Origin of the sequence: Bradyrhizobium sp. YR681 (assembly GCF_000282615.1) — a bacterium.
GTDB lineage: Bacteria > Pseudomonadota > Alphaproteobacteria > Rhizobiales > Xanthobacteraceae > Bradyrhizobium.
The window spans coordinates 1-26,905 of sequence record NZ_AKIY01000026.1 but is presented as its reverse complement, the minus strand read 5'-3'; the positions used below and the strand labels follow the sequence as shown (position 1 = coordinate 26,905).

Annotated in this window: 18 protein-coding genes; 15 read left to right on the top strand and 3 right to left on the bottom strand. The window is 66.1% G+C overall.

The features are described from left to right. Positions 1–387: 387 nt before the first annotated feature. From PMI42_RS04255 to PMI42_RS04225, 7 genes are all read left to right on the top strand, one after another. Positions 388–5,592: an alpha-2-macroglobulin family protein gene (locus PMI42_RS04255; protein WP_008130892.1), complete on the top strand. Its 5,205-nt coding sequence runs from the start codon at positions 388–390 to the stop codon at positions 5,590–5,592. Positions 5,593–5,681: 89 nt separating this feature from the next. Then, positions 5,682–7,790, top strand: coding sequence for a penicillin-binding protein 1C (pbpC, locus tag PMI42_RS04250; protein WP_035964459.1), 2,109 nt, complete (start codon positions 5,682–5,684; stop codon positions 7,788–7,790). Between the two features lie 50 nt (positions 7,791–7,840). After that, entirely contained in the window at positions 7,841–9,583 is a 1,743-nt protein-coding gene (locus PMI42_RS04245; protein WP_008130890.1) for an ArnT family glycosyltransferase, read from the top strand. 1 nt (position 9,584) lies between these two features. Further along, positions 9,585–10,430, top strand: coding sequence for a phosphatase PAP2 family protein (locus PMI42_RS04240; RefSeq protein WP_008130889.1), 846 nt, complete (start codon positions 9,585–9,587; stop codon positions 10,428–10,430). Positions 10,431–10,497: 67 nt separating this feature from the next. Beyond that, positions 10,498–11,232, top strand: coding sequence for a glycosyltransferase family 2 protein (locus PMI42_RS04235; protein ID WP_008130888.1), 735 nt, complete (start codon positions 10,498–10,500; stop codon positions 11,230–11,232). Further along, on the top strand, positions 11,229–11,567 hold the full coding sequence (locus tag PMI42_RS04230) for a lipid-A-disaccharide synthase N-terminal domain-containing protein (RefSeq protein ID WP_008130887.1): 339 nt from the start codon (positions 11,229–11,231) through the stop codon (positions 11,565–11,567). The genes PMI42_RS04235 and PMI42_RS04230 overlap by 4 nt, the downstream gene beginning before the upstream one ends. A 42-nt stretch (positions 11,568–11,609) precedes the next feature. Continuing rightward, the gene (locus tag PMI42_RS04225; RefSeq protein WP_008130885.1) at positions 11,610–12,050 is read left to right on the top strand and encodes a DUF3592 domain-containing protein; all 441 of its coding nucleotides are present in this window, start codon (positions 11,610–11,612) and stop codon (positions 12,048–12,050) included. Here PMI42_RS04225 and PMI42_RS04220 read toward each other — a convergent pair. Both PMI42_RS04220 and metC read right to left on the bottom strand, forming a co-directional pair. Next, positions 12,021–13,712, bottom strand: coding sequence for a Na/Pi cotransporter family protein (locus tag PMI42_RS04220; RefSeq protein WP_008130882.1), 1,692 nt, complete (start codon positions 13,710–13,712; stop codon positions 12,021–12,023). The two genes, PMI42_RS04225 and PMI42_RS04220, sit on opposite strands and share 30 nt — an antisense overlap. A gap of 133 nt (positions 13,713–13,845) precedes the next feature. Next, positions 13,846–15,030 carry a cystathionine beta-lyase gene (gene metC, locus PMI42_RS04215; protein ID WP_008130880.1) on the bottom strand — a complete coding sequence of 395 codons (1,185 nt, stop codon included), beginning with the start codon at positions 15,028–15,030 and terminating at the stop codon, positions 13,846–13,848. Positions 15,031–15,426: 396 nt separating this feature from the next. On the opposite strand from metC, the gene PMI42_RS04210 reads away from it, so the two are divergent. The 5 genes from PMI42_RS04210 to PMI42_RS04190 all read left to right on the top strand — a co-directional run bounded on the left by PMI42_RS04210 (position 15,427) and on the right by PMI42_RS04190 (position 20,599). Further along, entirely contained in the window at positions 15,427–16,443 is a 1,017-nt protein-coding gene (locus PMI42_RS04210) for an amino acid ABC transporter substrate-binding protein (protein WP_008130879.1), read from the top strand. 25 nt (positions 16,444–16,468) lie between these two features. Then, positions 16,469–17,674, top strand: coding sequence for an amino acid ABC transporter permease (locus tag PMI42_RS04205; RefSeq protein ID WP_008130876.1), 1,206 nt, complete (start codon positions 16,469–16,471; stop codon positions 17,672–17,674). Beyond that, positions 17,671–19,191, top strand: a complete 1,521-nt coding sequence (locus PMI42_RS04200; RefSeq protein ID WP_008130874.1) for an amino acid ABC transporter permease — start codon at positions 17,671–17,673, stop codon at positions 19,189–19,191. The genes PMI42_RS04205 and PMI42_RS04200 overlap by 4 nt, the downstream gene beginning before the upstream one ends. A gap of 11 nt (positions 19,192–19,202) precedes the next feature. Beyond that, complete coding sequence (locus PMI42_RS04195; protein WP_008130871.1) at positions 19,203–19,940, top strand: amino acid ABC transporter ATP-binding protein; 738 nt, start codon at positions 19,203–19,205, stop codon at positions 19,938–19,940. A 125-nt stretch (positions 19,941–20,065) separates the two neighbouring features. Then, a complete protein-coding gene (locus PMI42_RS04190) occupies positions 20,066–20,599 on the top strand; it encodes a DUF805 domain-containing protein (RefSeq protein WP_008130869.1) in 534 nt (177 codons plus the stop codon). Positions 20,600–20,616: 17 nt separating this feature from the next. On the opposite strand, the gene PMI42_RS04185 is transcribed toward PMI42_RS04190, so the two are convergent. Further along, positions 20,617–21,651, bottom strand: coding sequence for a cysteine synthase A (locus tag PMI42_RS04185; RefSeq protein ID WP_008130867.1), 1,035 nt, complete (start codon positions 21,649–21,651; stop codon positions 20,617–20,619). Between the two features lie 606 nt (positions 21,652–22,257). On the opposite strand from PMI42_RS04185, the gene PMI42_RS04180 reads away from it, so the two are divergent. The 3 genes from PMI42_RS04180 to PMI42_RS04170 all read left to right on the top strand — a co-directional run. Beyond that, on the top strand, positions 22,258–23,742 hold the full coding sequence (locus tag PMI42_RS04180) for an efflux transporter outer membrane subunit (RefSeq protein WP_085969399.1): 1,485 nt from the start codon (positions 22,258–22,260) through the stop codon (positions 23,740–23,742). Beyond that, a complete protein-coding gene (locus PMI42_RS04175; protein WP_008130863.1) occupies positions 23,732–25,114 on the top strand; it encodes an efflux RND transporter periplasmic adaptor subunit in 1,383 nt (460 codons plus the stop codon). Before PMI42_RS04180 ends, PMI42_RS04175 begins: the two co-directional genes overlap by 11 nt. A gap of 36 nt (positions 25,115–25,150) precedes the next feature. Next, the coding region (locus tag PMI42_RS04170; RefSeq protein ID WP_008130861.1) for an efflux RND transporter permease subunit at positions 25,151–26,905 on the top strand (1,755 nt) is incomplete at its 3' end.

The following is a 26,905-nucleotide window of genomic DNA, read 5'->3' as shown; positions in this document are numbered from 1 at the left end:
CCCGGCGGCTGGCCGTTCATCTACCATGCCAATATGAAAAATCTGGTCTTTCGCCAAGCCTGAACCGAACCGTTTTCATACCTAAAGCGACAAAGCGAGACGGTGGGGTGTCAGGGTGCCGGGTTGAGCGGCAGCGGACTGGACGATGGGTCACATCGCCGGGAACGCTGATCAGCTTCCGGGACACGGCCGCCGGTCGATCGGTCGGATATGGCTGCGCCATCAGGACGGCGTGCGCAGCGGTGTCTGGATCGGTCTCCTCCGGGCTTGCCTTTCCATGGCGAATGCGACGATCTGCAGCTTTGGTTCCATCGCCTTGAGTCCGTCACCTTTCCGCGCATTTCTTGCGACAAGCGGCGTTCGTCCGCGATTTCCGGGAGTCCATCCATGATCGGTCTTGTTCGCGCCGTCACACTCTGCGCCGCGCTGGCGTTCGGCCTTTCGGCGGCGCTGGCCGCCGACAAAGCCTTCAAACGCGACGATCTTGCCGATTCCGCGATCAAGCTGGAGGCCCAGATCAAGAGCGAGGCCGGCCCGGTCGCCAAGACCAATGCCACCCTGCGCACCGACGCCGACGCAGCCTTCCGGCGCAACGATTACCGCACCGGCCTGTCGGTGCTCGGCCAGATCGCGGCGACCACGCCCGAGGATACCGGCAACTGGCTGCGGCTGGCCAAGGTGATCTTCCAGATCTCGCCAAAAAGCTCGAGCGAGCAGACCTTCCTGCTGGAGCGGGCCTCCACCGCCGCCTACATCGCCTATCAGCGCGCCGGCAATCCGGGCGAGGAGGCGGACGCGCTCGCCGTGCTCGGAAAATCGCTGGCGGAGCGAAAGCTGTGGCGGCCGGCACTGGATGCGCTGCGGCTGTCGCTCGACATGCGCGAGGTCGCCGACGTCCGCGGCCAATACGAGAAGATGCGCGACGAGCACGGTTTCCGGCTGCTCGACTATACCGTCGACTCGGATTCGGCGAGCCCGCGCGCCTGCTTCCAGTTCTCGGAAGAGCTCGCCAAGCGGACCGATTTCGCGCCGTTCCTGGCGCTGGCGGGCCAGGACAAGCCGGCGCTGTCGGCCGAGGGCAAGCAGCTTTGCGTCGACGGGCTGAAGCACGGCGAGCGCTACAACATCAACCTGCGCGCCGGCCTGCCGTCCACCGTCAAGGAAGGCCTGCCGAAATCGGCCGAGTTCAACGTCTATGTGCGCGACCGCAAGCCCTTCGTGCGCTTCACCAGCCGGGCCTATGTGCTGCCCAGAACCGGCCAGCGCGGCATTCCCGTGGTCAGCGTCAACACGCCTGCTGTCAACGTCAACGTCTTCCGGATCGGCGACCGCAATCTGATCAACACGGTGGTCGACAGCGATTTCCAGAAGACGCTGTCGAAATACCAGCTCAGCGACCTCGGCGGCGAGCGCGGCGTCAAGGTCTGGACGGGCGAGCTCGCGACCGCGATGACGCTGAACCAGGACGTCACCACTGCATTCCCGGTCGACCAGGCGCTCGGCGAGCTCCAGCCCGGCGTCTACGTGATGACCGCCGCGGCCAAGGGCCCGGGCTCGGACGACGACTACCAGCTCGCCACGCAATGGTTCATCGTCTCCGATCTCGGCGTCACAGCCTATTCCGGCAATGACGGCATCCATGTCTTCGTCAACTCGCTGGCCTCGACCGATCCGGTCGGCAAGGCCGAGGTGCGGCTGGTCGCGCGCAACAACGAGATCCTGGCGACCCGCAAGACCGACGAGAGCGGCCACGTGCTGTTCGAGGCCGGCCTTGCGCGCGGCGAGGGCGGCCTGTCGCCGGCGATGCTGACGGTCACGGGCGAGAAGGCCGACTATGCCTTCCTCAGCCTGAAGACCTCGGCCTTCGACCTGTCCGACCGCGGCGTCGCGGGCCGCGTCGTGCCTGCGGGCGCCGATGCCTTCGTCTATGCCGAGCGCGGCGTCTACCGCTCCAGCGAGACCGTCTATCTCACTGCGCTGTTGCGCGACGGGCAGGGCAATGCCGTGACCGGGGGGCCGCTGACCCTGGTGATCGAGCGCCCCGACGGCGTCGAATATCGGCGCGCTGTGCTCGCTGATCAGGGCGCCGGCGGCCGGACGCTGTCGGTGCCGCTCAATTCGGCCGTGCCGACCGGGACCTGGCGGGTTCGCGCCTTCACCGATCCGAAGGGCTCGTCCGTCGGCGAGACCACCTTCATGGTCGAGGACTACGTCCCCGATCGGATCGAATTCGACTTGTCCGCCAAGGACAAGCTGATCAAAGCTAACGCTCCAGTGGAGCTTAAGGCAGACGGCCATTTCCTCTACGGCGCGCCGGCCTCGGGCCTTGCGCTCGAAGGCGACATGCTGATCGCACCCGCAAACGAACGGCCGGGCTTTGCCGGATACCAGTTCGGCGTCGCCGACGAGGAAACCACCTCGAACGAGCGCACGCCGCTGGAGAATCTACCGGAGGCGGATGCCAACGGTGTCGCCACCTTCCCGGTGACGCTGGACAAGCAGCCGGCCTCGACGCGTCCGCAGGAGGCGCAGATTTTCGTCCGCATGGTCGAGACCGGAGGCCGTGCCGTCGAGCGCAAGATCGTGCTGCCGGTCGCGCCCGCGACCGCGCTGATTGGCGTCAAGCCGCTGTTCGCGGACAAGAACGTCGCCGAAGGCGACAAGGCCGAGTTCGACGTGGTGTTCGTCTCGCCGGAGGGCGAAAAGCTGCGCCGCGACGGGCTGCGCTACGAGCTCCTGAAGATGGAGTCGCGCTACCAATGGTATCGCCAGAACAATTACTGGGAGTATGAGCCGGTCAAGTCGACCTCGCGCGTCGCCGACGGCGATGTCACCGTTGCCGCCGACAAGCCGGCGCGAATCTCGCTCAGCCCGCAGCCCGGCCGCTACCGGCTGGATGTGAAATCGAATGATGCCGATGGCCCGGTGACCTCGGTGCAGTTCGACGTCGGCTGGTATTCCGACGGCAGCGCCGACACGCCTGATTTGCTGGAGACCTCGATCGACAAGCCGCAATACGCCTCCGGCGACACCATGACCGTGTCGGTGAACGTCCGCAGCGCCGGCAAGCTCACCGTCAACGTGCTCGGCGATCGCCTGCTGACCACGCAGACCATCGACGTCAAGGAGGGTACCGCGCAGGTCAAGCTTTCGGTCGGCAAGGACTGGGGCACCGGCGCCTATGTGGTGGCGACGCTGCGCCGTCCGCTCGATACGGCTGCCCAGCGCATGCCGGGCAGAGCGATCGGGCTGAAATGGTTCGGGATCGACAAGCAGGCCCGCACGCTCCAGGTGAAGCTGACGCCGCCGGCGCTGATCCGGCCGAACGGGATGCTGAAGATCCCGGTCAAGCTCGACGGGCTCAACCCCGGCGAGGACGCCAAGATCGTTGTCGCCGCGGTCGATGTCGGCATTCTTAACCTCACCAATTACAAGCCGCCGGCACCGGATGACTATTATCTCGGCCAGCGTCGCCTAAGCGCGGAGATTCGCGATCTCTATGGGCAATTGATCGACGGCATGTCGGGCACGCGCGGCCAGATCAAGTCCGGCGGTGACGCAGGGGCAGCCGAGCTTCAGGGCTCGCCGCCCGCGCAAAAGCCGCTGGCGCTCTATTCCGGCATCGTCACCGTCTCAGCTGACGGCACTGCCGAAGTGAGCTTCGATATTCCGGAGTTCGCCGGCACCGCGCGCGTGATGGCGGTGGCGTGGACCGCGACCAAGCTTGGCCGCGCCAACATTGATGTCGTGATCCGCGACCCCGTCGTTCTCACCACGACCCTGCCGCGCTTCCTGCTCAACGGCGACCACGGCACGGTCAATCTCGAGATCGACAATGTCGAGGGCCAGGCCGGCGACTACGTCATCAACGTGAAGACGGGCGGTCCGGTGAAGATGACCGGCAGTCCCGCCACCACGGTCAAGCTCGCCGCCAAGCAGCGCAACGCGTTCTCGCTCGCGATCGACGCGACCGCGGCGGGGCAGGCGACGCTCGATGTCGACATCAAGGGGCCGAACGGCCTGACGCTGGCGCGGCACTATGCGCTCGACGTCAAGGCGGCAACCCAGGTGCTGGCGCGGCGTTCGATCCGGACGCTTGCGAAGGGCGAGAGCCTGACGCTGACCTCGGATATGTTCTCCGACCTCGTGCCGGGCACCGGCAGCGTCTCGGTTTCGGCGAGCCTGTCGACCGCGCTCGATGCGGCCACGATCCTCAAGGCGCTCGACCGCTATCCCTATGGCTGCTCGGAGCAGATCACGAGCCGCGCCATGCCGCTGCTCTACGTCAACGACCTCGCGGCCGGTGCGCACCTGGCCATGGACACCGAGGTCGACCAGCGCATCCGCGATGCGATCGAACGGCTTTTGGCCCGTCAGGGCTCCAACGGCTCGTTTGGCCTGTGGTCGGCCGGCGGCGACGATGCCTGGCTCGACGCCTATGTCACTGATTTCCTCACCCGCGCCCGTGAAAAGGGTTTTGTGGTGCCGGATGTCCTGTTCAAGAACGCGCTGGATCGCGTCCGCAACTCCGTGGTCAACGGCAACGAGCCGGAGAAGGACGGCGGCCGCGATCTCGCCTACGGCCTCTACGTGCTCGCACGTAACGGGGCCGCGCCGATTGGCGATCTCCGCTACCTCGCCGACACCAAGCTCGCCAACCTCGCAACACCCATTGCGAAGTCGCAGCTTGCCGCGGCGTTGGCACTGGTCGGCGACCGCAACCGCGCGGAACGCGTCTATGGCGCAGCCCTCGACAGCCTCGCGCCAAAGCCTGTGCTGGAGTTCGGTCGCACCGACTACGGCTCGCAGCTGCGCGATGCCGCGGCTCTGGTCTCGCTCGCCAGCGAAGGCAACGCGCCGAAGGCGACGCTGACGCAGGCGGTGTCGCGGGTCGAGACCGCGCGCGGGCTGACGCCCTACACCTCCACGCAGGAGAATGCGTGGCTGGTGCTGGCGGCGCGGGCGCTGGCCAAGGAAAACCTCTCGATCGAGGTCGACGGCCAGAGCGTCAAGACCGCGCTCTATCGCAGCTACAAGGCGGAGACGCTGAGCGGCAAGCCGCTGAAGATCACCAACACCGGGGACGCACCGGTGCAGGCGGTGATCTCGGTGTCAGGCTCGCCGGTGACGCCGGAGCCGGCGGCATCGAACGGCTTCAAGATCGAGCGCAGCTATTTCACGCTCGACGGCAAGACCGCCGACATCAGCAAGGTCAAGCAGAACCAGCGCTTTGCGGTGGTGCTGAAGATCACCGAGGCCAAGCCCGAATACGGCCACATCATGGTGTCCGACTATCTGCCCGCAGGTCTCGAGATCGACAATCCGAAGCTGGTGTCGTCGGGCGAGAGCGGCACGCTGGACTGGATCGAGGACGGCGAGGAGCCCGAAGATACCGAGTTCCGCGACGACCGCTTCACCGCGGCCGTCGACCGCGCCTCGGATTCCAAGGCGGTCTTCACCGTCGCCTACATCGTGCGCGCGGTATCGCCCGGCAAATACGTGCTGCCGCAGGCCTATGTCGAGGACATGTACAATCCCTCGCGCTATGGCCGGACCGGCACGGGCAATGTCGAGGTGCGGGCTGCGAAGTGAGCGAGATGAGCGAGACCGCACCCCAAACCAAGTCGTCGTGCCCGGGCTTGTCCCGGGCATCCACGGCCTTTGGTGCTGCGGCGAGGAATGTGGATGGCCGGGACGGGCCCGGCCATGACGGAGCAAGGGGCAGGGGCCGTCGCGTCCTCTCCGCGCTCGCGCTCATGTTCATCCTCGCCATCATCGGATTCGTCGGCTGGGTCTATTCGCTCGGTCCTCTCCCGCTCGAGGAGACTCGCGCAGTCTCCACCACGATCGTCGACCGAAACGGAAAGCTGCTGCGCGCCTATGCCATGGCCGATGGGCGCTGGCGGCTGCCGGTCGATGCCAAGACGAGCGTCGATCCGACCTATCTGAAGCTGCTGTTCGCCTATGAGGACCAGCGCTTCTACGCCCATGACGGCATCGACCCGCTGGCACTGGGCCGCGCCGCGTTGCAACTCGGAACGCGCGGCCACATCGTGTCGGGCGGCTCGACCATCACCATGCAGCTGGCGCGGCTGATGGAGCCGCGGCGGCAGCGCTCGCTCTACGCAAAGCTGCGGCAGATCGTGCGCGCCATCGAGATCGAGCGCAGCATGAGCAAGGCCGAGATCCTCGACCTCTATCTTGCGCTCGCGCCCTATGGCGGCAATCTCGAAGGCATCCGCTCAGCCTCCATTGCCTATCTCGGCAAGGAGCCGAAGCGGTTGTCGCTGGCCGAGGCCGCGCTGCTGGTGGCGCTGCCGCAATCGCCGGAAACGCGCCGGCTTGACCGCTATCCCGACGCCGCACGCAAGGCCCGCGACCGCGTGCTCGACCGCATGGTCGAGGAGCATGTCGTCAGCGCCGAGGACGCGGCGCAGGCCAAGGCGGTGCCGGTGCCAAAACTGCGCAAGCCGATGCCGGTCCTGGCGCCGCACGCCTCCGACACCGCGCTCTCGACCGTCAAGGACAGTCCGGTCATCAAGCTGACGCTGGATGCCAATTTGCAGAAGGTGCTGGAGCCGCTGGCGCGCGACCGCGCCATTGCCCTCGGGCCCAACATTTCTGTCGGTATCATCGTCGTCGACAACGACAGCGGCGACGTGCTCGCGCGCGTCGGCTCGGCTGATTATTTCGACGACAGCCGGGCAGGGCAGGTCGACATGACCCGCGCCATCCGCTCGCCGGGCTCGACGCTGAAACCGTTCATCTATGGGCTCGCCTTCGAGGACGGGTTTGTCCACCCCGACAGCCTGATCGACGACCGGCCTGTGCGCTTCGGCTCCTACGCGCCGGAAAATTTCGACATGACCTTCCAGGGCACGGTGCCCGTGAAGAAGGCGCTCCAGCTCTCGCTGAACGTGCCGGCGATCGTGCTGCTCGACCGGGTCGGCGCGAGCCGGCTGTCGTCGCGGCTGCGGCAGGCCGGCGGCAATCTGGTGCTGCCCAAGGACGAGGCGCCGGGCCTCGCCATGGGCCTCGGCGGCGTCGGCGTGACGCTCCAGGACCTTGTCCAGCTCTATGCGGGCTTCGCCCGGCTCGGCACCACCAAGCCACTGCGCGAAGTGATGGCCGCCAGGGACGACCGCGAGGCGATGCGGCTACTGGATCCCGTCGCGGCCTGGCAGGTCGGCAACGTGCTGCTGGGCACGCCGCCGCCCGAGAATGCCGCCCACAACCGCATCGCCTTCAAGACGGGCACCTCCTACGGCTATCGCGATGCCTGGTCGGTCGGCTTCGACGGCCGCATGACCATCGGCGTCTGGGTCGGCCGGCCCGATGGCGCGCCCGTTCCCGGCCTGATCGGGCGCGTGGCCGCAGCCCCGATCCTGTTCGACGCCTTCGCCCGGACGGGCAAGACGCTGACGCCGCTGCCGAAGCCGCCGAAGGGAACCCTGGTCGCCAGCAACGCGAAGTTGCCGTTGCCGCTAAAGCGGTTCCGCCCGGTCGGCGAGCTGGTGCGGACCGGCAGCGAGCAGGCCCTGCACATCCAGTTCCCGCTGAACGGCTCGCGGATCGATGTCGATCGTTCCGGCGGCGAGGGCAGCGCGGCCATGCCGGTGAAGGTCGCCGGCGGCGTTCTGCCGATGACCGTGATGGTTAATGGAACCTCGCTCGGCGAGATCGACGGACGGCGGCAGCGGCTGATCGATCCGCCCGGTCCTGGATTTGCGCGGCTGACCGTGATCGATGCCACTGGCGCCGCGGACACAGTTGTCATTCGAATTCAATGAGCCGGCCTTAAGCGGTTGTCCGAATGACGGTTTCAGCGTAAGCGGAACCAATGGCCGAGACCTACCCCGCACCTCGTTTTGGAGCCCCCCGCGAACCGAAATCGCCCGTGAATCCGGGGAGCCGGCTCGTGACCATGCTCGACGTCGCCACGACCAGCCATGCCCGCGCGGTCGCCTTCCTGCTGCTGTGCGCGCTGCTGCTGTTCCTGCCGGGTTTCTTCACCATCCCGCCGGTCGACCGCGACGAGGCGCGCTTCGCCCAGGCCACCAAGCAGATGGTCGAGAGCGGCGACTATGTCGACATCCGCTTCCAGGAAGACGTCCGCTACAAGAAGCCGGTCGGCATCTACTGGTTGCAATCGGCCGCCGTCGAAATCGCCTCCGCGCTCAAGCTGCCGAAGGCCGATCTGCGGATCTGGGTCTACCGGCTGCCGTCGCTGTTAGGCGCGATCGGCGCCGTGCTGATGACCTATTGGGCCGCGCTCGGCTTCGTCACGCGGCGCGCCGCCGTGCTGGCCGCGCTGCTGATGTGCGCCTCCGTGCTGCTCGGCGTCGAGGCGCGGCTGGCGAAGACCGACGCGATGCTGCTGTTCTGCGTCACCGCCGCGATGGGGGCGATGGCGCGGGCCTATCTGTCGTGGCAGCGCGCCGAGGACGAGACCCATCCGCCGTGGAGCTGGCCCGCGATCTTCTGGACCGCGCTCGCCGTCGGCATCCTGATCAAGGGCCCGCTGATCCTGATGTTCGCCGGCCTCACGATCGTGGCGCTGGCGATCCAGGACCGCGACGCCTCCTGGCTGTGGAAGCTGCGCCCGCTCTGGGGCCTGATGTGGGTGCTGGTGCTGGTGCTGCCCTGGTTCGTCGCGATTTTCTGGCGCGCGGGCGATGCCTTCTTTGCGGACTCCGTCGGCGGCGACATGCTGAGCAAGTTGGGGGCCCAGGAATCCCATGGCGCGCCGCCGGGCCTCTATCTGGCGCTGTTCTGGATCACGTTCTGGCCGGGCGCGCCGCTGGCGGCGATGGCGGCGCCTGCGGTGTGGCGGGCGCGGCGCGAGCCGGGCGCGCAGTTCCTGCTGGCCTGGCTGGTCCCGTCCTGGATCGTGTTCGAGGCGGTGTTGACCAAGCTGCCGCATTACGTGCTGCCGCTGTATCCGGCGATCGCCATCCTCACCGTCGGCGCGCTGGAGCGGAACGTGCTGTCGCGCTCCTGGCTCGCGCGCGGCTCGGCCTGGTGGTTCGCCATTCCTGCGGCGGCCTCGATCATCGCGGTGGTCGGCGCGGTCATGCTGACGCGGCAGCCGGCGTTCGTGGCCTGGCCGTTCATCGCGGCCGCGCTGATCTTCGGCCTGTTCGCCTGGTGGCTGTTCGACAGCAATCGCGCCGAGCGCTCGGTGCTCAACGCGCTGGTCGCAGCCCTGATGCTGGCGGTCGTGGTCTACGGCATCGTGCTGCCGTCGCTGACGCCGGTGTTTCCGAGCATCGAGGTCGCGCGCGCGCTCCGCAACGTCACCTGTGTCGGGCCGAAGGCGGCAGCCGCCGGCTATCACGAGCCGAGCCTCGTATTCCTGGCAGGCACGCAGACGCTGCTCACCGACGGCTCGGGCGCCGCCGATTTCCTGCGGCAGGGCAGCTGCCGCTTCGCGCTGATCGAGCAGCGCACCGAGCGCAGCTTCGTGCAGCGCGCCGAGGCGATCGGGCTGCGCTACAAGGTCGGCGCCCGCATCGACGGCTATAATTTCTCGCAGGGACGCGCGATCTCGATCTCGATCTTCCGCTCCGAAGGCACCGAGTAAGATGCCCGTCACGACCGACATCGCGCCGCGCCCGGGCTATCCCGCGCAATTGCTCGCTGTTGCGGGGCGTGCGCTGGCGCAGCTCGTGCGTTCGCCCTCGCATTCGCGCCGCGCCGAAGCTGCGCGAAAACTGGCGCGGCATTCGCTGTGGCTGAGCGCAGCGGGCGCGGCCGCCATCATCGCACTCATGCTGGTGTTCGACCGGACCGAGATCCAGCTGATGCCGGCGCGCGGCGCTCCCGGCCTGTGGCCGATCCGCATCCTCACCGATTTCGGCAAGGACGAGTACGTGCTCTCCGCGCTCGGTATCGTGCTGGTAGCCTTGGCGCTCGTTGCGGCCGGCCTGCACGGCACCCGACGTGCGCTGCTGCTCGGCCTCGGCACACGCCTGCAATTCATGTTTCTGTCTGTTGCGTTCGCCGTGTTCGTCGCCGAGATCCTGAAATTCATCATCGGGCGCGGTCGCCCGTTCGTCGGCGGCGACGCCAATCCCTTCAATTTCGTTCCGTTTCAGGGAACGCCGGCCTATGCCAGCCTCCCGTCGGGCCACGCGGTGACGGCGTTCGCACTGGCGTTTGCGGTCTCGGCACTCTGGCCGCGGCTGCGCGTGTTCATGTTCACCTACGCGATCGTGATCCTGCTGACGCGCCTGGTGCTGCTCGCGCATCATCCGAGCGATGTCGTCGCCGGCGCCCTGGTCGGCATGGTCGGCGCCATGGCGGTGCGCTACTGGTTCGCGGCCCGCAGGCTGGGTTTCGCCATTCATGCCGACGGCAGCATCCTGGCCCTTCCGGGACCGGTCGGCGGGCGCCTCAAAAGGGTTGCCCGCGGGGCCTCGGCCCCATAAAAGCGGCTGCCTGCCGGGGCTGCCGGTTCCCTTGGGTCGCAGGCCAATTCCAACCACGAGCTACGATTTGTCGACGTCCCAGCCTTCGGTTTCCATCGTCGTTCCCGTGCGCAACGAAGCCGACAACATCGCGCCGTTGATCGCCGAAATCGGCGCGGCGCTCGATGGCCGCTGGGCCTATGAGATCATCTACGTCAATGACGGTTCGACCGATGCGACGGGCGAGCGGCTCGCCTCCATCATGCGGCAGCGGGACAATCTGCGGCAGCTCCGTCACGCCAGATCGACCGGCCAGTCCGCGGCGGTCCGTAGCGGCGTGCGGGCGGCGCGCGGCGCAATCGTGGCGACGCTCGACGGCGACGGCCAGAACAATCCGGCATTCCTGCCCGACCTGATCGCAGCGGTCGAGAAGAGCCCGCGCGTCGGGCTCGCCGCCGGCCAGCGGGTCGGGCGCAAGGACACCGGTTTCAAGAAATTTCAGTCACGTATCGCCAATGGGGTGCGCGGCGCGATCCTGAACGACGGCACGCGCGACACCGGCTGCGGGCTGAAGGCGTTTCGCCGCGATGTGTTCCTGATGCTGCCTTATTTCGACGGCCTGCATCGCTTCCTGCCGGCGCTGGTGCGCCGCGAGGGCTTTGAGATCGCCTATGTCGACGTGATCGACCGGCCGCGCCATTCCGGCGTTTCAAACTACGGCTTCTTCGACCGCCTGTGGATCGGGATCATGGATCTCGCCGGCGTGTGGTGGCTGATCCGCCGCAAGAAGCCGACACCAGAAGTGACTGAGGTGACCGCATGATCATCCACTACGGCCAGCAGCTGAGCGACTATTTCTACGATGTCTTTGTCGCCAAGTTCGACTTCTGGCTCGCGTTCGGCCTGATCGCGCAGCTGTTCTTCACAGCGCGCTTCCTGGTGCAGTGGATTGCGAGCGAGCGTGCCGGCAACAGCGTGGTGCCGATCGCGTTCTGGTTCTGCTCGATGGGCGGCGGGCTGATGACCCTGATCTACGGCGTCGTGAAGCGCGAGCCCGTCATCATCATGGGCCAGCTGTTCGCGACCATCATCTATGTCCGCAACATCATGCTGATCTGGAAGAACCACGGCACCGCGTCGAAGACGCTGGATAGCTGATCGGAGGCAGGTGCGGCAGGGCGGCGGGATGTTGCGATCGGCATGCGCAAATTACCGACAATCCTGTTCGCATCGGTTGTTCTGGCCGGACTCGTTCTGCTTGGGCTCGGGCTGGTCGAGCTCGGCAGCACCGCCGTGTTTCTCGCAACGGCCGAGCAGACGGACGCGCGCTTCGCCGGTGCGGTCGCGCGCAGCGGTGGAAACCACGGCGGGACATTTCTCTATCCCACGTTTCAATTCTTGACGCGTGACGGCCAGGCGGTGACGTTCACGTCCTCGTCGGGCGCGACCGGGCAGCCCTATTCGGACGGCGAGCGTGTCAGGATCGCCTATGATCCCCACCGGCCCGAGAACGCGCGACTGCTGTCGTTCCTGACGCTGTGGATCGCCCCCGTGCTGCTGTGCGCGGCCGGCCTGCTCCTTGCGGGAGGAGCTGTTCTGGTTCGCGCAGGTCTAGCGCGGCAACGCCGAGGCCGCGCCTGACGCGGGCAGGGTGGCCGTCTCCGCCTCGCTCCTGCGATAGGGTTCGCCGGCCGCATCCAGCACGGGATAGGCGACCGAGCAGATATGCGAATGGATGCGGCGCAGGTCGCGCAGCACGTCCAGATGCAGCGATGTGGTCTCGATGGTTTCGGGCCGGCCCTCGCGCAGGCGGTCGAGATGGCGCTCGACGGCGGCAAGCTCGGTATTCTTCAGCGTGGTCTTCTCCACCAGCAGCTTGCGCGCCTCATTGGCATCGCCCGACATGAACACGCCGAAGGCGATCCGCAGCGATTCCATCGTGCGCTTGTGGAAGGCGGCGAGCTCCTCGGAGCCCTCGGCCGAGAACTGGAAGCGGCGCTTGATCTTCTTGGTCGCAAGCTCGCTCAGACTCTTGTCGATGATGTCGCCGATATGTTCGAGGTTGATGGCGAAGGAGATGATCTCCATCGCGCGCCGCCCCTCGCTCTCGTCGAGGCTGCCCCGCATGAGTTTGGTCACGTAGAGCTTGATGGCTTCATCCAGGCCGTCGACGACATTGTCCATCTTCGAGACCTGGTCGACCAGGACACGGTCGCCCGTCATCATCGCGGTCATGACCTTGCGCAGCATGACCTCGACAAAGTCGCCCATGCGGAGCGTCTCGCGGGCGGCGTCGGCGAGCGCCAGCGACGGCGTCTCCAGCGCGGTCTCGTCGAGATAGCGCGGACGGGCCGGGTCGGTCTCCTGCACGCGATCCGGCAACAGGTGGGTCAACAGGCGCGACAGGGGGTCGAGCAGGCCGATGAAGATGACGGCGGTGCCGACGTTGAAGGCGATGTGAAAGGCGGCCGTCATCTTGGCGAGATCGGGCTGCCAGCCGTGCATGTGCTCGGCGAGCGCGCTCAGGAATGGCAGGACGAGGGCGATGCCGACGACGCGGTTGATGAGATTTCCGAGCGGCAGGCGGTAGCTGGCGGGATCGTCGCGCCTGGCGCCTTCGAACACGGGATTGATGGCGCTGCCGAGATTGGCGCCGAGCACGAGGGCGAGCGCCGCGTAGGGCGTCACGAACTGCGAATAGGCCAGCGACATGATCAGCAGCACGCTGGCGACGCTCGAATGCACGGCCCAGGTGATGAGCGCGGCAATCACGATGCACAGGATGGGATCGCCCGTGACGGCCGCCATGATGACGCGGACGCCGGGCGCGTTCTCGGCCGGCGCCAGCGTGTCGAGCAGGATATGCAGCGACAGCAGCATCAGGCCAAGACCAATCGCGATACGGCCGATATCCTTGATGCGCGAGCGTGGGCCGGAGCGGAAGGCAACGAGCCCGACCACGAACAGCACGGGTGCGACGGCTGCGATGTTGAATGACAGCGCCTGGACGATCAGCGTGGTGCCGACATTGGCTCCCAGCATGATGGCGAGCGCTGCAACGAGGCTGAGCATGCCCTCGGCCGCGAACGAGCTCGTGAGCAGGGCCGTCGCTGTGCTGCTCTGGAGCAGTGCGGTGAGCCCGAGGCCGGCGGCGAACGCGCTGGCGCGGTTGCTCAGCGCCTTGCCGAGCAGGCGGCGCAGGTCGGGGCCGAAGGCGCGCAGGATGCCGCTCTGGACCATATGAAGGCCCCACAGCAACAGTGCCACGCCGCCCATCAGATCGAGCAGTACCAACGTTCCCATGCTCCGTGTCCGGATGAGAGTCGATTGGTGAGGCTAGCGCCAAATGCCTGGGGTTCAAACCATTTGTTGGCGCAACGCTGTTAACGTTTGCGCGGGTTGCACGTTCCCGCGGCGCGATGCCCTGTGAGCAGGCTCACATTGCCGCCTTGAGGGCAGCGAAGCCGCGATCGAGATCGGCCTTGAGATCGTCGGTGCTTTCGAGCCCGATGTGCAGACGCAGAGTGGGGCCGCCCGGCGCCCACTTGGTCGCGGTGCGATAGTCGTTGCAGTCAAAGGGAATCGCGAGGCTCTCGAAGCCGCCCCAGGAAAAGCCCATGCCGAACAGTTTGAGCGTGTTGAGCATGGTGTCGACGGCGGTCTGCGGCGCCGGCTTCAGCACGATGCTGAACAGGCCCGAGGCGCCGGTGAAGTCGCGCTTCCAGATGGCGTGGCCGGGATCGGTCTCCAGCCCCGGATGCAGTACGCGCGCGACCTCGGGACGGCTGGCGAGCCAGCGCGCCATCTCGAGGCCCGAACGGTGATGCTGCGCGAGGCGCACCGACAGCGTGCGCAGGCCGCGCAGCGCGAGGAAGACGTCATCGGGGCCCGCGCAGACGCCGAGCAGGCGGATGCCTTCTGAAATCTGCGGCCAGGCCTTGGCGTTGGCCGAGATGGTGCCGAACATGATGTCGGAGTGGCCGCCGATATATTTGGTGGCGGCCTGCATGCTGATGTCGACGCCCTGCTCGAGCGAGCGGTGATAGAGCGGCGTCGCCCAGGTGTTGTCGTCGATGACGAGCGCGCCGCGGGCATGGGCGACCTCGGCGATGGCGCGGATGTCGGGCATCTCGAACGATTGCGATCCCGGTGCCTCCACCAGCACGGCGCGGGTGTTCGGCTTGAACAGCCTGTCGATGCCGGCACCGATCATCGGATCGAAATAGGTGGTCTCGATGCCGAGGCGGGCGAGCATGCCGTTGCAGAAATTGCGCGAGGGCCGATAGACGTTGTCGCAGACCAGGATATGGTCACCGGTCTTCAGCACCGAGAGCAGGGTGGTCGAGATCGCCGAGAGCCCCGACGGCACGATGCCGATGCCCGCACATTGCGGTCCCTCCAGCGCCATCAGCGTCTCCTGGAACGCCTTGGTGGTGGGGGAGCCGTGGCGGCCATAGGTGAACTCGCCGCGATGGGCATGCAGGTCCTCGGCGGTCGGGTAGAGCACGGTCGAGCCGTGGAACACCGGCGGATTGACGAACCCCTTCTGCGCCTTGGTGTCGCGGCCGGAGGTGACCAGCCGGGTCTCGGCCTGCTGCTGGGAGGGGTGCGAGGAATCCATGCGCCTGCTTTCAAAACTCGTTTCTCCGCGGGACGTTGCGCCCCCGCGGGCCGGCCGAAAGGCCGCTGGCGTTAATAACAGGCCACAGAAGAGTCCCGTCAACCCCTTGACCCGGCTCGCCAGCCGCTCTCTGATGCGCAGGTGCTATTCAGTCGCCGCATGTTGAGGGGCCTGCCGCGACCTTCGATCCACCGTCTGACCGGACCTTGCGCCACAGCCATCATGGCGGGCGCCTGCGGCGGGGATTAAGGTATGGCCTCCCAGGATCGGCGGCTGTTCGGCAAGGTTTTCCAGCATGACTCTTGCAAGGCTAGCCTTCTTACGAGGAAAGTCCTGGCAGAGACGGTCCTGAGACAACATTCCTACCTTGAGATGACTTTGAAAGGCCCAAAGCCCATGAAACGCGTAACCCTGGCTCTCACTCTTGCTCTCGCCGCCGGCCTGACTGCCCAAGCCGCCGATGCGCAAACGCTCAAGACGGTCAAGGACCGGGGCGCGGTGTCCTGCGGCGTCAGCCAGGGCCTGCCGGGCTTCTCCTCGCCCGACGACAAGGGCAACTGGACCGGTCTCGATGTGGACCTCTGCCGCGCCGTCGCCGCCGCCGTCTTCAACGATCCGACCAAGGTCAAGTTCGTGCCGCTGTCCGCCAAGGACCGCTTCACGGCGCTGCAATCCGGCGAAGTCGACGTGCTCTCGCGCAACACCACCTGGACCATCTCGCGCGACACCTCGCTCGGCGCCAACTTCACCGGCGTGACCTATTATGACGGGCAGGGCTTCATGGTGAAGAAGTCGCTCAAGGTGAATTCGGCGCTCGAGCTCAACAGCGCCTCGGTCTGCGTGCAGACCGGCACCACCACCGAGCAGAACCTCGCCGACTACTTCAAGGCCAACAACATGAAGTACGAGGTGATCGCGTTCGGCACCAACGACGAAACCGTCAAGGCCTATGAGGCCGGCCGCTGCGACGTCTTCACCACCGACCAGTCGGGCCTGTACGCCAACCGCCTCAAGCTTGCCAATCCCAACGACCACATGGTGCTCCCCGAGATCATCTCGAAGGAGCCGCTCGGCCCGATGGTGCGCCACGGCGACGACCAGTGGTTCGACATCGTGAAATGGACGCTGTTCGCCCTGGTCACGACCGAAGAGCTCGGCATCACCTCGAAGAATGTCGACGAGAAGGCAAAACTGGAAAACCCGGAGCTGAAGCGCGTGCTCGGCAGCGACGGCAATTTCGGTGAGCAGCTCGGCCTGACCAAGGACTGGGTGGTGCGGATTACCAAGGCGGTCGGCAATTACGGCGAAGTGTTCGATCGCAATGTCGGCGCCGGCTCGCCGCTCGGCATCGCCCGCGGTCTCAACAATCTCTGGAACAAGGGCGGTCTCCAGTACGCGCCACCGATCCGCTGATCCCGCCTGAACCGCTGAAGCGGCGATGAGCACCGAGGCTCGAAAACCGCCGGCCCAGATTGCGCTGAAGATCAGGCGCATTCTGGGCGGCAAGACTGGCTGGAACGGCGTCGCCGTCCAGTTTGCCTTCGCGGCGGTTCTGGGCTGGATTGCCTATGAGATCGTCTCCAACACCCGCGCCAATCTCGAAAACCAGCACATTGCCGCCGGCTTCGGTTTCCTGCGGAACAATGCCGGCTTCGACGTCAACCAGACGCTGATCTCCTATACCGGCTCGGACACGTTCCTGCGCGTGTTCGTGGTCGGGCTTCTCAACACCCTCGTGGTCTCGGTGGTGGGCATCTTCTTCGCCACCGTGATCGGCTTCGTCATCGCGCTGTGCCGGCTGTCGCCCAATTGGCTGCTGTCGCGCATCGGCGAACTCTATGTCGAGGTGATCCGCAATCTGCCGCTGCTGTTCCAGATCCTGTTCTGGTACCTCGCGGTGCTCGCAGCCCTGCCCAATCCGCGGCAGAGCATTTCGCTGCTCGGCATCGCCTTCGTCAGCAATCGCGGCCTCGTCATTCCACGCCCGATCGGCGAGGGCGGTTTCGAGGCGTTCCTGGCGGTGCTGGCATTCGGCATCGTGGCTGCGCTGGCGCTGCGATTTTATTCGCGGCGTGCGCTGTTTCAGCGCGGCCAGGTGATCCGGATCTGGCCTTATGTGCTGGGCCTGCTGTTCGGATTGCCGCTGGTCACGATGGCGCTGTTCGGTCTGCCCTTCAGCTTCGAGGTGCCGCAGCTCAAGGGCTTCAACTTCGCCGGCGGCTCGCGGATCATCCCGGAGTTCGTGGCGCTGACGCTGGCGCTGTCGACCTATACCGCCGCCTTCATCGCCGAGATCGTGCGGGCCGGCATCCTGTCGGTGCACAAGGGGCAGATGGAGGCGGGGTCTTCGCTGGGCCTCAGCCGCGGCACCACGCTCCGGCTGATCGTGGTGCCGCAGGCGATGCGCGTGATCGTGCCGCCGCTGACCAACCAGTACCTCAACCTCACCAAGAACTCCTCGCTGGCGGTCGCGATCGGCTATCCCGACCTCGTCTCGGTGTTCGCCGGCACCTCGCTGAGCCAGACCGGGCAGGCGATCGAGATCATCGCCATGACGATGGGCGTCTATCTCCTGATCTCGCTCCTCACCAGCGCAATCATGAGCGTCTACGGTTGGCGCGTCAGCCGGAGTCTCGGCGCATGACCGACATCGCCTCGTCCTCCTTCGTTCGCCACGACCTCGTCGGCGAGCGCCCCGCGCCGGTGAAGACCACGGGCCTCATCGGCTGGGTGCGCACGCGCCTGTTCAACTCGCCGACCAACATCCTGCTCACGATCCTCGGCGCCCTGCTGCTCTGGTTCACCATCGTTCCCTCGGTCAAATTCCTGATGGTCGATGCGGTCTGGAGCGGTAACGACCGCACCGCCTGCCTGACCGAGAATGCCGGCTTTGCGGTCGGCGCCTGCTGGCCCTACATCCAGGCCAAGCTGCCGCAGTTGATCTACGGCTTCTATCCCGAGGCCGAGCGCTGGCGGGTCAACCTCACATTCATCCTGTCGGCGGTCCTGCTGGTGCCGCTGCTCGTTCCGCGCCTGCCGGCAAAGGGACTGAGCGCCGGCCTGTTCTTCTTCGCGTTTCCGGTCGTCGCTTTCTTCCTGCTGCGTGGCGGCGGCATCGCCGGCTTCGGCTTGAGCTGGACGGCCGGCCTCTTGCAATTGTTCGACGAGAGCATCATCGGCGCCGGTCAGGTGCTGCTCAATCTCAGCAAGACCTCGGCCATCGCGCCATTGTTGTGGGTCATCGGCAGCCTGATCGTGCTGATCGGCACCGCGATCCATTGGCTGATCTTTCCGTTGACCTGGCTGCGCGACCTGATCCAGGCCTCGGGCCAGTCGGTCTGGGCCGATTTCGCCATCACCGCGGTCGTCGTCTCGCTGATCGCCTTCATCCTCGGCGGTGGACTGCGCACGGGCTGGCGCGCTCTGGCATCGAGCATCGTCACCTTCATCGCGATGGCCATCGTGATCAAGCTGATGGGGCTCGATCACGGCGGACTGCCGATCGTGACCACGAACCTGTGGGGCGGGCTTCTGGTGACGCTGGTGGTCTCCGTCACCGGCATCGTCACCTCGCTGCCGATCGGCATCGCGCTGGCGCTCGGGCGCCGCTCCACCATTCCGCTGATCCGGATCTTCTCGATTGCCTTCATCGAGTTCTGGCGCGGCGTGCCGCTGATCACGGTGCTGTTCTTCGCCACCTACATGCTGCCGCTGTTCCTGCCGGGCAACTTCACGGTCGACGGCCTCGTCCGCGCGCTGATCGGCATCGCGCTGTTCACGGGCGCCTATCAGGCCGAGAACGTCCGCGGCGGCCTCGCGGCGATCCCGCGCGGGCAGGGCGAGGCGGCGGCGGCGCTGGGACTGTCGTGGTGGAAGACGACCTCGCTGGTCGTGCTGCCGCAGGCGCTGCGCCACGTCATCCCGAACCTCGTCAACAGCTTCATCTCGCTGTTCAAGGACACCTCGCTGGTCTCGATCGTGGCGCTGTTCGACCTGCTGGGCTCGCTGCGCGCGTCGTTCTCCGATCCGAAATGGTCGACGCCCTCCACGGCGTTCACCGGCTTCGCCTTCGCCGGGATCATCTACTTCATCTTCTGCTTTGGAATGTCGCGCTACTCGCTGTTCGTCGAGCATCGCCTCAACGCCCACCGTCGCAACTGAGCGAGGTCATCATGTCCGACCCCATCGTCAAGATTTCCGGCCTCAACAAATGGTACGGCGAATTTCACGTGCTGCGGGACATCGACCTCGAGGTCCACAAGGGCGAGCGCATCGTGATCTGCGGTCCCTCGGGTTCCGGCAAGTCGACGCTGATCCGCTGCATCAATGCGCTGGAGGAATTCCAGGAGGGCGAGATCGTCGTCGACGGCATCGAGCTCGGGCCGAACCTCAAGCACGTGGATGCGGTCCGGCGCGAGGTCGGCATGGTGTTCCAGAGCTTCAACCTGTTCCCGCATCTGACCGTGCTGGACAATTGCACGCTGGCGCCGATCTGGGTGCGCAACATCCCCAAGAGAGACGCCGAGGCGACCGCGATGAAGTTCCTGGAGCGGGTCAAGATCCCGCACCAGGCCAACAAGTTTCCCGGCCAGATGTCCGGCGGCCAGCAGCAGCGCGTCGCGATCGCCCGCGCCCTGACCATGAACCCGAAAGTGATGCTGTTCGACGAGCCGACCTCCGCGCTCGACCCCGAGATGGTCAAGGAGGTGCTCGACACCATGGTCGACCTCGCCGAAGAGGGCATGACCATGCTGGTCGTGACCCATGAGATGGGCTTTGCCCGCGAGGTCGCCAACCGCGTGGTCTTCATGGACGCCGGCCAGATCATCGAGGCCAACACGCCGAACGAGTTCTTCGCGGCGCCCCAGCACGCCCGGACAAAACTGTTCCTGAGCCAGATCCTGCGGTGACCGCCGCAAGGCTAAAATTGTAGCGATCGCCGTCGCGCGCCGTAAACCATGCCGTTCGCGACAGCGCGCAGCTTCACGCGTCCGAAAGCTCTTTCTGCGCATGTGCGCCGAAAGGGGATGCGTCCATGCTCGGTTTCCTGTTCGGCCTCAATGCCCGTCTCGGCCGCCTGCATTTCTTCCTGGCGACGATCGCGCTTGCTGTCGTGATGACCGCGATCTGCTTTGCGATCGCGATGGCCGTGCTGCGCACGACCTCGCCGAGCATGATCCGGCCGGAAGATCTCGTGAAGAACCCGGCAATGATCGCCGCGATGGTGTTCTTCGGGCTTGCGACCTTCACGCTGCAATCGATGCGCATTCGCGACATCGGCTGGGACCCGGTCTGCGTCGTGCCGGCCTGGATCGCGCTCATGATCGTCGATCACGTCGTCGCGGGCCGGTTTCCCGCCTGGGCGATCAGCCCGGAGCACCAGGGCACGATGGTCGGCGGGCTGGTCAATCTCGTGCTGATGCTCGCGCTCACGTTCTGGCCGAGCGCCGACAGCGAAGACTCCGCGGGCAATCCGTTCCAGCCGCGCGCGCGCGAGGCCAAGCCGTCGCTGTCGAACGAGCGCCTGAGCCGCGTCGCGCAGGGCTCGCCGCGCCCGACCTGGAGTTGATCGCCGGAGCTGACCGCCTAGACGAACGGCGGCTTGATGTTGCTGCGCTTCTCCAGCCATTCCGGCACCGGCAGGTTCTTGGCGCGCATGAAATCCGCATTGAACAATTTTGACTGATAGCGGCTGCCGGAATCGCAGAGCACGGTCACGATCGTCTTGCCGGGCCCGAGCTCCTTGGCGAGCCGGATCGCGCCCGCGATGTTGATGCCGCTGGAGCCGCCGAGGCACAGGCCCTCGTGCTGGAGCAGATCGAAGATCTCCGTGACGGCATCCGTGTCGGGAATGAGATAGGCGTCGTCGACCTTCGCGCTCTCGACGATCGCGGTCGCCCGGTTCAGGCCGATGCCTTCCGTGATCGAGCCGCCGGGCGTCGCCTTGGCATCGCCGGTCCGGAAATATTCGAACATGCCGGCGCCGTGCGGGTCGGCACAGGCGATGCGGATATTGCTGTTCTTCTCTTTCAGGTAGCGGCTGATGCCGGCGAGCGTGCCGCCGCTGCCGACCGAGCAGACGAAACCGTCGACCTTGCCGCCGGTCTGCTCCCAGATCTCCGGACCCGTGGACTCGTAATGCGCCTTGGCGTTGTCGAGATTGTTCCACTGGTCGGCGAACAGCACGCCATTGGGCTCGGTCTTGCGCAGCTCGTCCGCGAGCCGGCGGCCGACATGCTGATAGTTGTTGGGATTGGCGTAAGGCAGGGCGGGGACCTCGATCAGCTCGGCGCCGCACAGCTTGAGGAAATCCTTCTTCTCCTGGCTCTGCGTCTCCGGGATCACGATCAGCGTGCGATAGCCGCGGGCGCTGGCGACCACCGCAAGCCCGATGCCGGTATTGCCGGCGGTCGATTCCACCACGAGGCCGCCGGGCCGGAGCTCACCGCGCTTCTCGGCCTCCAGGATCATCCATTTGCCGGCGCGGTCCTTCACCGACTGGCCGGGATTCATGAACTCGGCCTTCCCGAGAATGGTGCAGCCGGTCAATTCCGAGGCGCGCTTGAGCTTGATCAGCGGAGTGTTGCCGATGGCTTCGACAACGTCATTTCGAATGGTCATATCGGGGGAAATCACTGGCAAAGGGGTTAATCAGGTTGGCCAGAACCTAGTGCCTGGGAGGTCAAAGGGGAAGGCTTTTGCGTTGCGGCGAAAGCGCTGGAAGCGGCCGCCGCAGCGACCGAATTCCGCAGCAGAGATCGGCGCCGGCGATGTCGGGCCGTGGTGCCCGATCTCGGTGGAATGATATGTCGGGTAAGCGTAACGGCGTGGTAGATAATGGTCGTCAGAGGCAACCCTCGCTGCCAATCTTCGCCGGCTGCGCGGCGGATCGATGACGACGCGCAGGCCGGCTTGGTCGCAGGCGCTCGTGGCGCCGATATCACATGAAATCTTGGTAAGCTTGAACGCGCTTTGCCACGCCATCAAAATTCGAGAAAGCACTGCAAGACAGCCAGATTTTGTATTTGCTAGATCATCGTATCGAGGCGCGGGGGCCGCCATCTCGCACCTGCGGGACTGTCGCCCTGTTCCGCACCCGGCTAGTATGACACTCACGGTTCCGCAGAAAGCATCACCTGTGAACGAGTTGCCCAAAGCCCCCCGACGGTCTGCCTGCGAATCGGTTAATCCGGCTGCGCGGTGGCGGCTCGATCTGCCCGGCGGGGGGTGGATGTGACACAGCAAGTTCCTGTGATCGCCATGCGGCGGTCTTTGGGGTCTTCGTCCCGGGCGCGCCGTGCTGCGCGCTGGGTCGCCGCGCTGTGCCTCGCTGCGAGTTCAGGCGCTTGCGTGCTGACGCAGGATCTTCCCGATCCCGCGCTCGATGTTCCCACGCAGTACAAATATGCCGGCAAGGGCGATGCGCCGCCGTCGCTGGATTGGTGGCGCGGCTTCCGCTCCGCCGAGCTGACGCAGCTGATGGAAGAAGCACAGACCGTCAATCTCGACATCGCCGCGGCGGTCTCGCGCATCGTCGAGGCCGACGCGCAGGCGCGGCAGGCAGGCGCGGCGCTGCTGCCGAGCCTGTCCGGCACCGGCCAGGAGACCTATTCGCGCACCTCCGGTTCCTCCGCCTCGGGCCTCACCAATGGCGGCCGTGAGGTCGTGAACTACCAGGCTTCGCTCAGTGCGAGCTACCAGCTCGACTTCTGGGGCCAGAACCGCGACGCGCTGCAAACGGCCGAAGAGACCGCGAATGCCAACCGCTTCGACCGCGACGTCGTCGCGCTGACGACGCTGGCCAGCGTCGCCAATGCCTATTTCCAGGTGCTGGCCTCGCAGGATCGCATCAGGACCTCCCAGCGCAACATCGCGAGCGCGCAGCGCATCCTCGATGCGGTCCGCGAGCGCCGCAAGGCCGGCACCGGCACCGATCTCGACGTCGCCCAGCAGGAGAGCGTGCTGGCGAACCAGAAGGCGCTGGTGCCGCCGCTGCGCCAGACGCTCGACCAGAACAGAAACGCGCTCGCCGTGCTGGTGTCGCGGCCGCCGGAAAGCGTGCGCATCGGCGGCGGTTCGCTCAACAACGTCGCGATCCCACGCGTCACGCCCGGCCTGCCGTCGGAGATCCTGACGCAGCGGCCGGACATCCGCCGGCAGGAGGCGCAGCTGGCCTCGGCCACCGCGAATATCGGCAATGCCCGCGCGCAATTCTTTCCGACCATCCAGCTGACCGGCAATGGCGGCTATCAGAGCTCGGCACTGGTGTCGCTGTTCCAGCCGCATGCGGCCTTCTTCCAGCTCGTCGGCAGCGCGACGCAGCCGATCTTCGACGGCGGCAAGATCCTCGGCAATTTCGAATACGCCAAGGCGCGTCAGGACGAACTGCTCCAGACCTATCGCAAGACCATCGTCCAGGCATTCACCGACGTCGACAACGCGCTGTTCTCGATCAAGCAGACCACGATCAAGCTGCAATTGCAGCGCGATGTCCTCAACGCCTCGCGCCGCGCCTTCGATCTGTCCGAGCAACAATTGCGCGCCGGCACCGCCGACATCGTGACCGTGCTCAACACCCAGCTGACCCTGTTTACGGCGGAAGACGCGCTGTCGCAGGCCCAACTCGCACGGCTTCTGGCCATCGTCAGCCTGTATCAGGCCCTCGGCGGCGGCTGGCAGCCGCGCATGGAGAAACCGGTCAATGCTCTTTAAGCCGGACAACAAGCAAGGCGCGAAGGAGGGCACGGCGACGAAATCGCGCGGCCGCGGCTTCGTCATGACGCTGATCACGCTCGCGATCCTCGGCGGCCTCGGTTACGTCGGCTGGATCGCGCTGCATCAGCAGCAGCAGGCCAACAACCGCAACCAGCGCCCCGATCTGCCGGTGCCGGTGCTCGCGGCGAGCCCGCGCGTCCAGGACGTGCCTGTCTATCTCGACGGCGTCGGCGCGATCCGCGCGCTCAACACCGTGACCGTGCGCTCGCAGGTCGACGGCAAGCTCATCGCGGTGAAGTTCACCGAAGGGCAGGACGTCAAGAAAGGCGACGTGCTCGGCGAGATCGACCCCGCGCTCTACCAGGCGACCTATGACCAGGCCGTCGCCAAGAAGGCGCAAGACGAAGCCCAGCTCGCCAACCAGCGCATCGATCTCACCCGCTACGAGCAGCTCGCCGCATCGAACGCCGGCTCGAAGCAGCAGGCGGACACCCAGCGCGCGCTGGTCGCGCAGACCGAGGCGCTGGTGAAGGCGGACCAGGCCGCGATCGACAATGCGGGCGCGACGCTGAGCTACACCAAGATCATCGCGCCGCTCTCGGGCCGCGCCGGTCTGCGCCAGGTCGACCAGGGCAACATCATCCACGCTTCCGACACCACGGGCCTCGTGGTGATCACGCAATTGCAGCCGATCGCGGTGTGGTTCAGCCTGCCGCAGCAGCAGATCATGCGCGTCAACGCGGCGGCGGGGAAGGGCACGCTCGCGGTCGACGTGTTCGGCAATGACGGCATCACCGTGATCGACACCGGCAAGCTCACCGGTATCGACAACCAGGTCGATCAGACCACCGGCACGCTCAAGCTCAAGGCCGAATTCCCCAACGCCAATTACCAGCTCTGGCCCGGCCAGTTCGTCAACGTCCGCCTCAAGGTCGAGACCCTGATGCAGGCGCTGGTGGTGCCGACATCGGCGGTGCAGCGCGGGCCGATCGGGACCTTCAGCTACGTCATCGGCGAGGACAATGTCGTCTCGGCCAAGCCGGTGACCGTGACGCAGCAGAACGAGCATGACGCCGTGATTGCGAGCGGGCTTTCGGCAAACGACCGGGTCGTCACCACCGGCTTCGCCAATCTCTCGGACGGCTCCAAGGTGATCGTAGGCCGCGACGATCAGACCCCGTCCGCCGATCTTGCCCCGCGCAAGCGCACGCGCGGTCCGGATGGCCAGAAGAAGGACGGCCAAGCCAAGGACGGACAAAAGGACGGCGAGCACCGCGCGAAACGAAACAGCAGCGAAGGCGACCAGAAGGGCCAGACGGGGCCAGCACCGGGGCCGGGGGCATCGGGATCTGGAGCCAAGCAGCCATGATCCCAACAACAGCCGCCTGAGCGGCAGGCATATCCCATGGGTGTTTCCGAACCCTTCATCCGCCGGCCGATCGCGACATCGCTGCTCGGCATCGCGCTTCTGATCGGCGGGCTGCTGGGCTATTTCGCGCTGCCGGTCTCGGCGTTGCCGCAGGTCGACTTCCCGACCGTGCAGGTGACGACTCAGTTGCCGGGCGCAAGCCCCGACGTCATCGCCTCGCTGATCACCGCGCCGCTGGAGCGGCAGCTCGGCCAGATCCCGTCGCTGTCGGCGATGAACTCGACGAGCTCTTTCGGCGTCAGCCAGATCTCGCTCCAGTTCGATCTCAACCGCGACATCGACGGCGCGACGCAGGACGTGCAGGCCGCGATCAATGCGGCGGCGGGCGTGCTGCCCAAGACGCTGCCCTATCCGCCGACCTACGCCAAGGTGAACCCGGCGGACGCGCCTGTCATGACGCTGGCGCTGCGCTCCGACACGATCTCGCTGCGGGCGATGAGCGACATCGCCGACACGCTTCTGGCGCAACGTTTGAGCCAGATCTCCGGCGTCGGGCGCGTCTCCGTGCTCGGCGGGCTGAAGCCGGCCGTGCGCATCCAGGCCGACCTGGCCCGGCTGGCAGCCTATGGCATCGCCATGGAAGATTTGCGCACCGCGATCTCCAATGCCAACGTCTCCGGGCCGAAGGGCTCACTCGACGGCGCGCAGCAATCCTACATCATCGCCGCCAACGACCAGATCGCCGCCGCCGACGCCTACAAGCCCGTTATCATCACCTATCGCAACGGCTCGCCGGTCACGATCGCCGATGTCGCGCAGATCGTCGACGGGCTCGAGAACGACCGCACCGGCGGCTGGTACCAGGGCACACCGGCCGTCATCATCGACATCCAGCGCCAGCCCGGCGCCAACGTCATCGACGTCGTCAGCCAGATCCGCGCCGAGATCCCGAAGGTCCAGCGCGCGATTCCTGCCGGCGTGAACCTCACCATCGTCTCCGACCGCACCGTCACCATCCGCGCCTCGGTGCGCGACGTGCAGTTCACGCTGATCCTCAGCGTCGTGCTGGTGACGCTGGTGGTGCTGCTGTTCCTGCGCTCGCTCAGGGCCACGCTGATCGCCGGCGTGGCGCTGCCGCTGTCGCTGATCACCAGCTTCGGCATCATGTATTTCGCCGGCTTCAGCCTCGACAATCTGTCGCTGATGGCGCTCACCATCGGCACCGGCTTCGTCGTAGACGACGCCATCGTCATGATCGAGAATATCGTCCGCCACATGGAGAATGGCGACAACGCGATGCAGGCCTCGCTCAAGGGCGCCAGCGAAATCGGCTTCACGGTCATTTCGCTGACCGTATCGCTGATCGCCGTGTTCATCCCGCTGCTGTTCATGTCGGGCCTTGTGGGCCGCATGTTCCGGGAGTTCGCGTTGACGCTGACCATCGCGGTCGTGACCTCCGCGGTCGTCTCGCTGACGCTGACGCCGATGATGTGCTCGCGGCTGCTCAAGCACGCCCATGAGGAGCTGGCGGTGCCGGGATTGGCCGCGGTCAGCCGCTTCATCGATCGTACCGTCGAGGCTTACCACCGCACGCTGCTCTGGGTGCTGGAGCGCCAGCGCGCCACGCTGGTCGTGACCTTCGCCACGCTGATCGCGACGCTCGTTCTCTACGTGGTCGCGCCAAAGGGCTTTCTGCCGCTTCAGGACACCGCCTCGATCACCGCGGTGACGGAGGCCGGTCCCGACGTCTCGTTCGCGGAGATGCAGAAGCGGCAGGCCGAGGCGGCCGAC